Annotated in this window: 8 protein-coding genes; 7 read left to right on the top strand and 1 reads right to left on the bottom strand. The window is 47.1% G+C overall.

The genetic code is table 11. The features are described 5' to 3' along the window. Window position 1 precedes the first annotated feature (1 nt). From NC994_RS01155 to NC994_RS01135, 5 genes are all read left to right on the top strand, one after another. Window positions 2-2,656: a response regulator gene (locus NC994_RS01155; protein WP_190436365.1), complete on the top strand. Its 2,655-nt coding sequence runs from the start codon at window positions 2-4 to the stop codon at window positions 2,654-2,656. Between the two features lie 593 nt (window positions 2,657-3,249). Then, complete coding sequence (locus tag NC994_RS01150; RefSeq protein ID WP_190436360.1) at window positions 3,250-4,578, top strand: ABC transporter substrate-binding protein; 1,329 nt, start codon at window positions 3,250-3,252, stop codon at window positions 4,576-4,578. A gap of 121 nt (window positions 4,579-4,699) precedes the next feature. Next, window positions 4,700-5,611: an ABC transporter permease subunit gene (locus NC994_RS01145; RefSeq protein WP_190436357.1), complete on the top strand. Its 912-nt coding sequence runs from the start codon at window positions 4,700-4,702 to the stop codon at window positions 5,609-5,611. An 81-nt stretch (window positions 5,612-5,692) separates the two neighbouring features. Further along, window positions 5,693-6,499, top strand: a complete 807-nt coding sequence (locus NC994_RS01140; protein ID WP_242028893.1) for a carbohydrate ABC transporter permease — start codon at window positions 5,693-5,695, stop codon at window positions 6,497-6,499. Between the two features lie 147 nt (window positions 6,500-6,646). Next, window positions 6,647-7,747, top strand: a complete 1,101-nt coding sequence (locus tag NC994_RS01135) for an ABC transporter ATP-binding protein (protein ID WP_190426672.1) — start codon at window positions 6,647-6,649, stop codon at window positions 7,745-7,747. Between the two features lie 202 nt (window positions 7,748-7,949). On the opposite strand, the gene NC994_RS01130 is transcribed toward NC994_RS01135, so the two are convergent. Further along, a complete protein-coding gene (locus NC994_RS01130) occupies window positions 7,950-9,767 on the bottom strand; it encodes an iron uptake porin (RefSeq protein WP_199299641.1) in 1,818 nt (605 codons plus the stop codon). 526 nt (window positions 9,768-10,293) lie between these two features. Between NC994_RS01130 and NC994_RS01125 the strand changes: the two genes are divergently transcribed. Both NC994_RS01125 and NC994_RS01120 read left to right on the top strand, forming a co-directional pair. Next, window positions 10,294-10,848: a DUF2808 domain-containing protein gene (locus NC994_RS01125; protein ID WP_190436353.1), complete on the top strand. Its 555-nt coding sequence runs from the start codon at window positions 10,294-10,296 to the stop codon at window positions 10,846-10,848. A 483-nt stretch (window positions 10,849-11,331) separates the two neighbouring features. Continuing rightward, window positions 11,332-12,597: a GTP cyclohydrolase II gene (locus NC994_RS01120; protein ID WP_190436350.1), complete on the top strand. Its 1,266-nt coding sequence runs from the start codon at window positions 11,332-11,334 to the stop codon at window positions 12,595-12,597. Window positions 12,598-12,599: the final 2 nt, after the last annotated feature.

Here is a 12,599-nt window from a genome sequence, read left to right as displayed (position 1 = left end):
TGTGAAAGTACTGCGTATCCTCCTACTCGAAGACAGTCTGCTAGATACAGAACTCATCTATGCGAATTTAAGCAATGGTGGGATTGACTGCGAGTTGGTGCAAGTAGAGACGCGCACTGACTTTGTTACAGCACTAGAAACAGACTCTTTTGACTTGATTCTCTCAGATTACTCACTGCCGTCGTTTGATGGCATCTCAGCGCTGAAAATCGCTCGCTCCCTTTGCTGCGATGTGCCATTTATTTTTGTCTCGGCGACGATTGGCGAGGAATTGGCGATTGACACTCTGAAAAACGGTGCGACAGACTACGTGGTGAAGCAACGGCTAGAGCGACTGGTGCCATCAGTCATGCGAGCTTTGCGAGAAAGCCAGGAACGCAGCGATCGCAAAGCTGCCGAACAAGACCTACACAAAAGCCACGAGCGGCTCAAGCTTCTCTCTGAAACGGCAAGCAAGTTACTGTTGAACGATCGACCGCAAGAACTGATCGAAAACCTATTTCAAGAACTTTCTTCTCATCTGGGGCTTGAAGTTTATTTCAACTACTTGGTCGATCGGGAAAAACAACTTCTGCGTTTAAACTGTTGTGGTGGAGTTTCCGAGCAAGTTTCCCAAGAAAGAGAGTGGTTGGATTTGGGTGAAACTGTGTGTGGACGTGTCGCTTTAGAGCGTCACCACTTCGTCGCAGAGAACGTTCAGCAATCCACAGACCCGAAAATAGAAATGGCGCGATCGCTGGGAATGACAGCTTATACTTGTCACCCGTTACTCGCCCACGGTCAGCTCATGGGAACCCTTTCTTTTGGCACCCGCAACCGCATCCGTTTCGAGCCGGATGAAATTGAATTGATGAAGGTTGTTTGCGATCAGATAGCGATCGCATTAGAACGCGCCCAAATGTTAACCCGTCAACGGCAATATACCAGCCGTTTGCAACGCCTCGCAGAGGCATCCGTTTCCATCAACTCAACCCTATCTCTCGAAGAGTTGCTACGGTTGATTACGGAGCAGTCCCGCGACATTATTGGGGCACATCAGTCAGTCACAAGCTTGACGCTAGACGAGAACTGGGCACAGGCGATTAACTCAGTCTCTCTGTCAGATAAGTACGCGCAGTGGCGAGATTACAGTGAAACAACTGATGGTTCTGGCATCTATGCACTGGTCTGTAGCATGAAGCGCCCGATGCGGATGACGCAAGCCGAACTAGAAGCACATCCAGCTTGGCGAGGTTTTGGGAAGGCGGCGGACAACCACCCACCCATGCGGGGTTGGCTGGCTGTTCCCCTGATCGGTCGCAATGGACAAAATATCGGTTTAATTCAGCTTTCCGACAAATACGAGGGGGAATTTACCGAAGAGGACGAAGCCATCCTGGTACAAATGGCTCAGATGGCATCGGCGGCGATTGATAATGCACAGCTTTACCAAGAATCTCAGCAAGCGAATCGCATGAAGGATGAGTTCTTGGCGATACTTTCTCACGAGTTGCGATCGCCGCTCAACCCAATCCTCGGTTGGACGCAACTACTCCGCACCCGAAAGTTTGACCAAGCTACCACTGCTCGTGCGATTGAAACCATCGAGCGCAATGCTAAGTTGCAGACACAGCTAATTGAGGATTTACTGGATGTCTCGCGGATCATCCGCGGAAAAGTCGGTCTAAATATCTCCCCAATCAACCTAGTCTCTACCCTTGAGGCAGCTATCGACACGGTGCGTCTGGCGGCTGACGCGAAATCGATTCAGCTTCAGTCTTTCCTCGATCCATCTGTAGGGCTGGTTTCGGGGGATTCCAGCCGCATACAACAAGTTGTTTGGAATTTGCTCTCAAACGCGATTAAGTTTACGCCGGAAGGCGGTCGTGTTGAGATAAGACTGTCAATGGTCAGCGGTCAAAAGTCATTCGCCAACGAACGCGAACTCATGAAGAATGAAGGACTCAGGACTAATCGCAACTATGCCCAAATTCAAGTCCTTGACACCGGAAAGGGTATCCGTGCTGACTTTTTGCCCCATGTCTTTGATTACTTCCGACAAGCGGATGGCTCAACGACTCGGAAGCACGGTGGACTGGGACTCGGTTTGGCAATCGTGCATCATTTAGTAGAACTGCACGGTGGGACTGTCTACGCAGAAAGTCCGGGCGAAGGACAGGGAGCAACTTTCACAGTAATATTGCCACTTATCAAGAGTGAGGCGAAAAAACTAACAATGGAAGAAGATGTTTTATTGGGTTCTGAATCCTCCGTCGGCAGCGCTTTACTCGATGGCGTGCGAGTACTGGTTGTGGACGATGATACTGACACGCGGGAATTTCTGACCTTCATGCTAGAACAATATGGCGCTGAAGCGATCGCAGCGGCATCGGCACAAGAAGCATTTGAGCGAATCCCTCAAGTCAGACCGGATGTTCTGGTGAGTGACATTGGGATGCCCGACGAGGATGGCTATTCTTTGCTTGGGAAAGTGCGGAAACTGGATGCCAGCCAAGGAGGAGAGACTCCGGCGATCGCGCTGACTGCCTATGCGAGGGAAGAAGACCGCACGCAGGCTCTCTCGGCAGGCTTTCAGATGCATTTGGCGAAGCCAGTTGAGCCAGATGAATTGGCGAATGTGGTTGCAAAGCTGGCGGCAAGCACTTCAAATCGATAACTGCTAATTCTAATAGATGAATATCAATAGAAATTGTGGTTTGTACAATTGGGTAGTTTTTCGCAGCGATCGCTAGTCTTAACCCTTAGAGTTTTTCATAGCGATCGCGAGTCTTAACCCTTCCAAGGTTAATCAAACTTTTTTTAAATTTAATAAAACTTAATCTTATATTAACGAGGATTTTACCACTTTTAGGTTTGCAACTCAAACCCCCCAGGAAAGTTTTTTGTTTATAGCTTGCTATCTCTTTGGAAGGTTGATCTCTCATTAATAAGAAATTAATTTACTGATATCAAAGCATTTTTATCTATCGGAAATAAACAGTTTGTACTCCTAGCAGAACCAGAGACGATCTCAGTTCAGCCTAGGATACGTTTCTGCAAACTTTGCCTTTTTCAAAGGAATCATCTGCATTGATGACAAGCTGAAACTTTATCTGTAGCACGAGCTATTTTTTTCGGGCTTCTTATCAGAGTATTAAGCAATTTTAAGCAAAGTGAGTAAGCTAGCCATCAAATAAGCCGGTTGAGAAAATTTAATTGTCTTTATTTGTTTCCTAATCAACTATTAAACCTTTGCTTGATAAAGCGACAATGTTATATCGCCAATCGGTAAACAAACTGCGAAAATTCCTACCAAACCTCCGCTCTTTGCGTCGCTTTGGGATATCTATTCTTCTTTTCTTGGGCATCGTATTGTTTAGCTGGTTCGTGATGGCTCAGCAGCCAGTCACGCTCAACCTGTTGCTGCCTGCCCCAGATGCCCCACCCTTGCAGCGGATGATCAAAGACTTCGAGGCAGAGAATCCAGGCATTCGCATCAACATCGTTGAAGGTCCTAACGCTACAAACTTGGTTGAAGACCTCTATACCTCTGCTTTCATCTTGGGAGAATCTCCTTATGACCTGGTGGTCATGGATATCATCTGGACGCCAAAATTTGCGGCGGCGGGTTGGCTGCTAGACATTAGCAACCGAATTTCCCAAGACGAATTGGCAGCATTCTCACCCAATGATGTAGAAGGGGGCCGTTACGAAGGCAAGCTGTACCGACTGCCAATTCGTTCTGATGCGGGGATGCTCTACTACCGAAAAGACTTGCTAGCAGAAGCCGGATTGCAGCCGCCAGAAACCTTTCAAGATTTGATGGCAGCTTCCAAAACCTTGCAGAAGGCAGGAAAGGTAACATGGGGCTACCTCTGGCAAGGTCGCCAATACGAAGGAGCGGTGGCAATGTTTATGGAGGTTCTCGAAGGCGCTGGTGGCTTCTGGGTGAATCCCGACACGTTAGAAGTTGGGTTAGATCGACCGGAAGCCTTAAGAGCCATCGAGTTTTTGCGCGGCACCGTTCAGGAGGGTGTTGCTCCGCCTGGGGTGACAACCTATCACGAAGAAGATACCCGACGCTTCTTCCAAAACGGTCAGGCAGCGTTTTTAAGAAGTTGGCCTTATGTCTGGCCCTTAGCGAATGAAGAGACTTCGCCAATTAAGGGAAAAATCGGGATTAAACCGATGGTTCACGTCCCCGGTCAAAAAGGGGCGGCTTGCCTAGGCGGGTGGGGTTTTGGAATTTCTAAATCCTCTCGACATCCAGAGGAAGCCTGGAAAGCAATTCAATACTTTACCAGTAAAGAAACACAGCGGCGATTCATTTTGCAAGAGGGCTATCTGCCCAGCCGCCGGGAATTATTTACAGACCCACAGATTGTCACTAAATACCCCCACTTCCCGCAGATTTTAGAGGTAGTGCAAAGAGCCGTCTTACGTCCGCCGATTGCACAATATGCCCAAGCCTCTGATATTTTGCAACGCTACCTCAGTGCCGCACTCACCAACCGAACGAGTCCGGAAAGAGCAATGCAATCTGCCGCCAATGAAACGCGCCGACTCCTCAACTCGGGTCAAGCGAAACCGTCGGCATAACCAGGCAACCCTGTAAAAGGCAAAAGTAAATCAAAACAATATTTGCGGTTTCTTTTGCCTTTTCACCTTGGACTTTTGACTTTTTTAAGAGTTAGTCTTTTGAATTTTTACCTTTGACTTCATGATGAACCTGAATACAATCCGAGGTCGGGAACAACGCACGGGCTGGATCTTACTACTGCCTGCCTTGCTTGTCCTGTTATTGGTCTATGGCTACCCGATTGTCCGGGCATTCTGGTTGAGTTTGTTTACGAAGAACCTAGGAACCGAGTTGCAACCTGTCTTCGTGGGTCTGGATAATTACGGGCGGATGGCGGGGGATGGTCGTTTCTGGCAGAGTTTCTGGACAACAACAGTCTTCACTACCTCAGCCGTCATTATCGAGCTATTACTAGGGCTGGGAATCGCTCTGGTTCTGACTCAGAAATTTCGGGGAAGAAGCTTGGTGCGAACGACAGCTATCTTACCGTGGGCATTACCGACTGCTCTGATCGGTCTTGCCTGGGGTTGGATTTTTAACGACCAGTTTGGCGTTGTCAACGACATTCTCAGACGAGTGGGTCTAATTGAAGGTGGGATTAACTGGCTGGGAGATCCAACCCTGGCATTGATGGCGGTGATCTTTGCCGATGTTTGGAAAACCACGCCGTTTATCAGCATTCTGCTCTTGGCTGGGTTGCAGTCGATTTCGCCTGACCTTTACGAAGCTCATTCGATTGATGGAGCAACCCCTTGGCAAAACTTCACTAGAATTACGCTACCGTTGCTGATGCCGCAAATCTTAATTGCACTGCTATTTCGATTTGCCCAATCTTTCGGGATTTTCGACTTGATTGCGGTGATGACGGGTGGCGGGCCTGGAGGTTCGACGGAAGTGGTCTCGCTGTACATCTACTCCACCGTGATGCGCTACTTAGACTTTGGTTATGGTGCGGCGCTGGTGGTAGTGACCTTTACGTTGCTGATTGTAGCGGTAGCGATCGCTAGTTTCTTGCTCAGTCGCTCTCGTGCCAAAACTTCAGGAGCCGCTTAAGTTATGACTGTCATTCCCCAAGAACGCCCAACCGCTCCAACCCCAACCAAGGGGAAAAAGTTTTCCTGGAAAAAAATCTTAATGCCCCTGGCAGTTGCCCTGGTAGTAATCTTCTGCCTAGCGCCAGTTTTATGGCAACTGCTGACTTCATTCAAAGTCAATGAGGATATTGCCGCCGTTCCCACGGTCTATTTTCCCACTCGATACACCCTTGCTCACTACATTGAGTTATTCGTTCGTCGTCCATTTTGGCGCTACATCTTAAATAGTGCCTTCGTCTCGATTACTTCCACTGCTCTGGCTTTAGCGATTGGGGCACCCGCTGCTTACGCTCTGGCACGATTGCATCTTCGGGGCGGCAAAGTTATCCTCGCCGGTGTCCTCATCATTACTTTATTCCCTGGAATTTTGTTGTTCTTGGGACTGTTAGAAATTGTCCAGGCATTTCGCTTGGGTAACAACTATTTGGCGCTGATAATTCCTTATACCGCTATCAATTTACCGTTGACGATTTTAGTGCTGCGAAGCTTTTTCGAGCAATTGCCAAAAGATTTGGAAGATGCCGCTAAAGTTGATGGCTATAATACTTTCCAAATGCTGACGCAAATCTTACTGCCGATGACGGTTCCGGCTTTGGTCACGACTGGGATTCTCACCTTTATTTTTGCTTGGAACGAGTTTATCTTCGCCCTCACCTTTATTACTCGTGAAGATATGAAGACGATTCCGGTTGGGGCGGCTCAATTAGGCGGTGCGTCCCTATTTGAAATTCCATACGGGCCAATTGCTGCGGCAACGGTCTTGGGAACTTTGCCCCTAGTTTTACTGGTGTTGTTCTTCCAGCGCAAGATTGTCCAAGGTTTAACAGCGGGTGCTGTTAAAGGATAAAGGGATGAATTTTGAGTTTTGAGTGATGAATGAATCACTCAAACTTTAAAAATCATCCCTTTGATTCAGACTGAGCCAGAAACCGAGGTAAAAAAACTTTCAACCTTCAACTTTCTGCAACTTTCAACCTTCAACCTGTTTAAAATCATGGCTAGACTCGAACTCCGAAACTTAAATAAAACCTATAATCCGAAAGTCATCCCGGTCAAAGACGTTAGTTTGAGCGTAGAAGATGGTGAGTTTCTCACGTTACTTGGACCTTCTGGATGCGGTAAATCTACCATTCTGCGGTTGATTGCAGGTCTAGAGGAACCCACGCGCGGTCGAGTCTCAATCGGGGATAAAGATGTCACAAACTTGCGACCGGGCGATCGCGACATTGCAATGGTATTTCAAAGCTATGCCCTTTATCCTCACATGACGGTTTACGAGAATATCGGTTCTGGTCTCAAACTGCAAAAAACACCCTCTGACGAAATTAAACAACGGGTGGCAGAAGCTTCAAGAGTATTGGGATTAGATGAATTAATGAGCCGCAAACCGGGTCAAATGTCTGGCGGACAACGGCAGCGGGTCGCCCTAGCACGGGCTTTGGTACGCCGCCCTCATGTCTTTTTATTAGATGAACCCCTCAGTAACTTGGATGCGCTGTTGCGGGAAAACGTCAGGGCTGAAATTAAGCAATTATTTGAATCTCAACACGTTCCAGTTGTTTACGTCACCCACGACCAGACAGAAGCGATGACGCTTTCTAGCAAAGTCGCTGTTCTCAACAAGGGCGATGTGCAGCAACTTGACCCCCCCGAACGTATTTATAATAATCCGGCAAATCTATTTGTGGCGGGGTTTGTGGGCAGTCCCCAGATGAATTTGTTAACGCTGCCTTGCCAGGGAAATTCCGCCATGCTAGGGAATCATAGAATCCCGCTGCCGGAAGTTCCAACCGTGCCGCCGCAGATTGTGTTGGGGATTCGTCCGGAAAATGTTCGCATTGCACAACCTGAAGATAGAAACACCGTTCGGGGCCGGGTGTTTTTGGTAGAAAACTTGGGGATGAACAACTTAGTAAGCGTGCGGGTTGAGGGTTCTGCTAGCGAACCCACGACAATTCGTACCTTGTTACCGACGGATCGGCGCTGGAGTGGCGAAGATATAACACTGGCATTGCCACTTCAGAATATCCACTGGTTTGATGTGCAGACGGGGGATGCTGTTTTTAGACGGCAACCGCTTGCGGTTGGGCGTTAGGCAACACTAAAGGTTCATTTTGCAATCAGAAAAAATTTTTGTTTGACTCGGTCAAAGAGCCAGGGGATTGTTTCCCTGACTCTTTGCTATGCCCCTACATCTGCGAAGACTCTACAGAGCTTGCCTGTGCTATGCACCGCTACGCTAACAAGCGATCGCGTTTCGGTAATGCTCAGAATGGTAACAGGATTAAAACACTTTCTTAAAACACAAAACTGGTGCGGACGGTGCCGACATAAATTAGATCGTTGTTAGCATTGTGTTCGGGATTTGTAACTACAAAAAATCCTGGGGTAATCGCAATATTATCAGTGATTTGATAGCGGTAAAAGGCCTCTAAATGTAAGGAGGTATCGGGATCTTCGCGCCCAACAACATCATTTTCAATCGCTTTAGGCGGTTGACCAATCACGAATCCGAGCAGATTACCCAGTCCACCGACATCGGGCAAAGCAAAGCTTAAAGCCCACGTAAAGATTTTGGCATCGCTGCCTTTATGTGGATCGGATTCGGCACGAGCATTAATTAACCCTGTCCAGCCGGAAATGTTGAAGTTAGGAGAGACTTGATAAGAGGCTTGTAATCCATAAGCATTGGTAGAAAGATTCGCACCATTAAAAGGGTCTTCGGCGTTACGACTGCCTTTGCCAGTGACGATGTTGTAGGAATGAATATAAGTTAAACCCACACTCAGGCTGTCTGTGGGGTATAGAGTGACTTGAGCGATCGCGCCGTAACGACCCCCAAATAGACCCGTTTCCGCTTGATTGGTGTTCGATGCGAGATATCCCAAAGACAGCCGCACCGCTCGACTAATGCGATATTCTAAACCAAACCCCGTGCCTCCATTCAGCCCAAATAGCTGCGATTCTCCGGCAAAGTTAGAAACGGCAGCAAGAAGAGAATTGTTGACATAGGGATTGAGGGTAGGCGTAAAATCACCAAAGCCAATCCCGATCAGTCCAAAGTAAACGATCGCTTGCTCTGTCACCGGATACCGATAGAACAGTGCGCCAAGTTGAATGTCATTCTCGTTGTTTCCGGTGAATGAGAGTTTGGCAAAGTTGGTTCCCGTGACTTCTGCAAAGTTAGGCGTATTTTGAGCCGCTAATCGGGTTCTCAACAAGTCTTGACCAGAGAAACTGGTATCAAAATTCAATTCAACTCGGTTGCTGAGGACAACATTCGCATCGACATCCTGGTTGTTGATTTCGCCGCCACCCACTCCACTGACGGCAAACAGGATTTCTCCCCGGAGTCGAGTTGTCGTGGAAAAGCGTTGTTCTTCTAACTGAGTAACGGATGCCTCTAAGTTACCGACACGAGTTAACAAGGTTGCGAGTTCTGGTGCAAATTCGGTTTGCAATCGTTGCAGCGTCGCTAAATCTTCTTGGCTCGCAAGTTCGCCAGTTGAGGTTTGAATGAGTTGATTGATTCGATTGAGACAGGCATTTAACCCGGCGGCAAATTCATAGCGACTGAGTGCGCGGTTGCCTCTAAAGGTGCTGTCGGGATAACCTGCAATGCAACCATAGCGCTCGACTAGGGATTCCAGCGCCTGGAATGCCCAGTCTGTCGGCTGCACATCGGAAAGTTGAGTGACGGAAGTGACTTGCTCCATCGAGTCAGCTTCTAGCTCATCTAGGCTGGTTGGCTCCAAGTCGTCGGGGGTTTGCGCTATTGTTGTCGCTTTTTCGCCTAACCCGGTTTCAATAACTGATTCAATAACTGGCGCTTCCGGTAAATTTGAATTGAGATCGGCAGGAGTCGGCTCAGATAGAACGGCAACTGAACTGACATCTATGCTGATATCTATTGGTGAAAGCTCGGTGCTGTTTGCTCCTGGTGACTCCTGGGTTTCTGGGGTAGATGAGGCAATTGTTTCTAAGGAAGTGGTATTAGGTTCGGTATTGGCAATTTCTGTGGCGATCGCTTCTATAGCAACGGCACGATTGCACAATAGCAAAGCGACACCCCAGATGCCTATACCAAGTCCTAAAGCCCGGAATAGCTTAAACATAGTTCCTCCGCACACCTGTATACACGCTGGTGAAAGCGCTGAGTCGGCAAAGACAACCTGTGAAAAACTCCCTAGTTTTTCAAAATCTTTTGTAGTTAGGTTAAAACTCGGTTGTTCTCAGCTTTGCTCAACCGCGCTTTAAAAATTAATCTGTAGCTTGATTTTATCTATTATTTTCCGATTTTTAGCTGATTTGATGCAGTTATTGACATTCTGTAAACTTAGAAGCGGCGAATGAGAACTGCACAAATCTGAAGGGAATTATTAGGAGCGATCGCTCAAATCTTAAATGAAGGTTTAAAATTATATGTTCAAGGCGGAGCTACTTTTAAAATTCTTTGCTATAAAAAAGGTAAGAAAGATAAAGCATCCTTCTTAGGTAGCATTGTTACTTATCATTTTCATGAATAATTGTTGAAGATGATATACGCGATCGCTTTGCCGTAAATGGCTCTCCCTTGAGAACAGCTTTCCAAGTTCGTAAATCGCATCTACCAGACACTCGCACCCCTAGGAGGTCACAACAATGAAGCGTCTTAAGCAATTGTCTCTGGCATTAATTGCAGGCACTCTTACCTTTGGCGTCGGCGCTTCTGGAGTAAACAATCCATCAGCGCAGGCGATTCAATTCTCAAATGGCAGAAGTTCTTTTGGTGTTCCTTTTCAATTAAGTAATGCCAGAACAAGCCAAGCCAGCGTTCGGTTCAGAGGCGCAAGCTATTACTTCACCTTTAACTTACCAAAAACGGCGTCTCAATCTTTAAATCGAGTAACAATTCGTCAAAATGGTGGCAATTTAGTTGAATTCGATTCTGCCAGAACTAAGGCATTTCTCAATGAAAAACCCAAAGAGAATTGTAAGTTGGGCGAAGTAAAAGTTGACAAAAAAACTCAGGAAGTTGACCTGGTGTTTGATCCCCCAATTCAACCCGGTCAAACTGTAACGGTTGCCATTGGACCCTTTGAAAATCCTAGTGTTTCTGGGATTTATAACTTTGGCGTGTCAGCGTTTCCTACAGGTGATAAACCCGAAAAGCGATTTTTAGGTTATGGCCCTTTGCGCTTTTTTGATGCTCGGTAAAGTTTGTATTATCCATAAAGCCAAGCCGCAACCGCTAGGGAGTTTTCTCTAGCGGTTTTTTTCCTGAATATTCTTGACAATATAGTGATTCTCGGTTAAGCATGATTTCTCTGTATCGGCGTTGTATTGTGGTGCAGGGATCGTCTGCTGCGATCGCGCCGCTCGAGCTTACTTATAAAGCTTAACTAGCGCTGAAAATCCTCTAAAAAACTCAGGAGAGAAAAGTTAAGCACAAACGTTTGTATGGATGAATTCATAGGAGTATAGCGATAGGATTAGATTTCTATTAAGTTAATTTAAAAATCTGGAAATTGTATAAATTTGTAGCAAATAATACTAAATGAAAGGGTAGCAACCACAAACAGATTTGGCTGTGCAGGATACTCCGAAAGCCAAAATGCCCTTGCTATGATGAGAGCTTATTTCCAATTCCCTGCGTAGATTGCCCTAGACGACATCTTGAGTGCATCTTGTGAGCTATTTATGGAAAACCCAAAAAAAGTATCTTCGCATAAGCATATTGTTTTAACATCCCATCCCGGTAAATCGGGTAAAAAATCGGTTTCCATCCATTGGGGAGAAAGCGATCCGATCAAACGAGGACCCATTATTGGGACATTAGCGAACCCAAATCAACGGAATGCAATTGGCACGCATTCGGGATCTTATGCCGTTTATCGGGCACTTGCGATCGCATCTGGCGCACTCCAAGCAAATCACCGCGCCGATTTAACCAATACTTCTCCGGTTGTCCACATTGGGCCACATCCTAGTTGGGCAGATGCGAACAAAATTGTCTCACTCGATCCATTTGGAGCAATCGTGGGTGAAGTTTACCCTTCATTTTATGAAGAGGGGTACGATATTCGTCCCACCATTGCTGTCACCAAAGCTCATATTAATATGCCGGAATTGCAAGATTCTGTGGCAAAAGGGCGCTTGCAAGTTGACGGTCAAATTATCAAAAATAACGGTAATTTAGTCGTCACAAAGGTCGCAATCGATCCAGTCTGGTATTTACCAGGGATTGCCAAGCGACTCAACATTGAAGAAAGCGATTTACGTCGCATTCTCTTCCAGCAAACAGGCGGGATGTTCCCAGAATTGGTAACGCGCCCAGATTTACACGTATTCTTACCACCGATTGGCGGCACGACGATTTATCTGATTGGCGATGTCGCCGCAATTACAGATCCCAACCGACTGCTTGCCGTGCGGGTACATGATGAATGCAACGGTTCCGATGTGTTTGGTTCCGATATTTGCACTTGTCGCCCTTATCTAGTGCATGGCATTGAAGTCTGCGTCCAGACAGCACAAGCAGGCGGCGCAGGGGTGATTGTCTATTTCCGCAAAGAAGGTCGTGCCTTGGGCGAAGTAACTAAATTTTTAGTTTACAATGCCCGGAAGCGTCAGGAAGGAGGCGATCGCGCAGATGCCTATTTTGCCCGGACTGAATGCGTGGCGGGACTTCAAGATATGCGGTTTCAAGAACTGATGCCGGATGTGTTGCATTGGCTAGGAATTACGCGAATTGACCGCTTGGTGTCGATGAGTGATATGAAATACAACGCGATTACAAATTCTGGTATCGAGGTAATCGAACGCATCCCGATTCCCGATGATTGGATTCCAGAAGATGCGTGGGTGGAAATTGCTGCCAAGCAAGCCGCTGGTTACTACACGCCGGGAGAGGTGCCCACTGCGACAACTCTGGCAGAAATTAAGGGACGGGGTTTAGGGGATTAGGT

This window comes from Trichocoleus sp. AS-A1 (assembly GCF_039962015.1).
In the GTDB taxonomy this organism is placed as follows: domain Bacteria; phylum Cyanobacteriota; class Cyanobacteriia; order Cyanobacteriales; family FACHB-T130; genus FACHB-T130.
This window is presented reverse-complemented; position numbering and strand designations above follow the sequence as displayed.

Coding starts and splice junctions, on each gene's coding strand:
- NC994_RS01150 (WP_190436360.1), top strand. CDS start 3,250: ATGTTATATCGCCAATCGGTAAACAAACTGCGAAAATTCCTACCAAAC.
- NC994_RS01120 (WP_190436350.1), top strand. CDS start 11,332: ATGGAAAACCCAAAAAAAGTATCTTCGCATAAGCATATTGTTTTAACA.
- NC994_RS01130 (WP_199299641.1), bottom strand. CDS start 9,767: ATGTTTAAGCTATTCCGGGCTTTAGGACTTGGTATAGGCATCTGGGGT.
- NC994_RS01125 (WP_190436353.1), top strand. CDS start 10,294: ATGAAGCGTCTTAAGCAATTGTCTCTGGCATTAATTGCAGGCACTCTT.
- NC994_RS01140 (WP_242028893.1), top strand. CDS start 5,693: ATGCCCCTGGCAGTTGCCCTGGTAGTAATCTTCTGCCTAGCGCCAGTT.
- NC994_RS01145 (WP_190436357.1), top strand. CDS start 4,700: ATGATGAACCTGAATACAATCCGAGGTCGGGAACAACGCACGGGCTGG.
- NC994_RS01135 (WP_190426672.1), top strand. CDS start 6,647: ATGGCTAGACTCGAACTCCGAAACTTAAATAAAACCTATAATCCGAAA.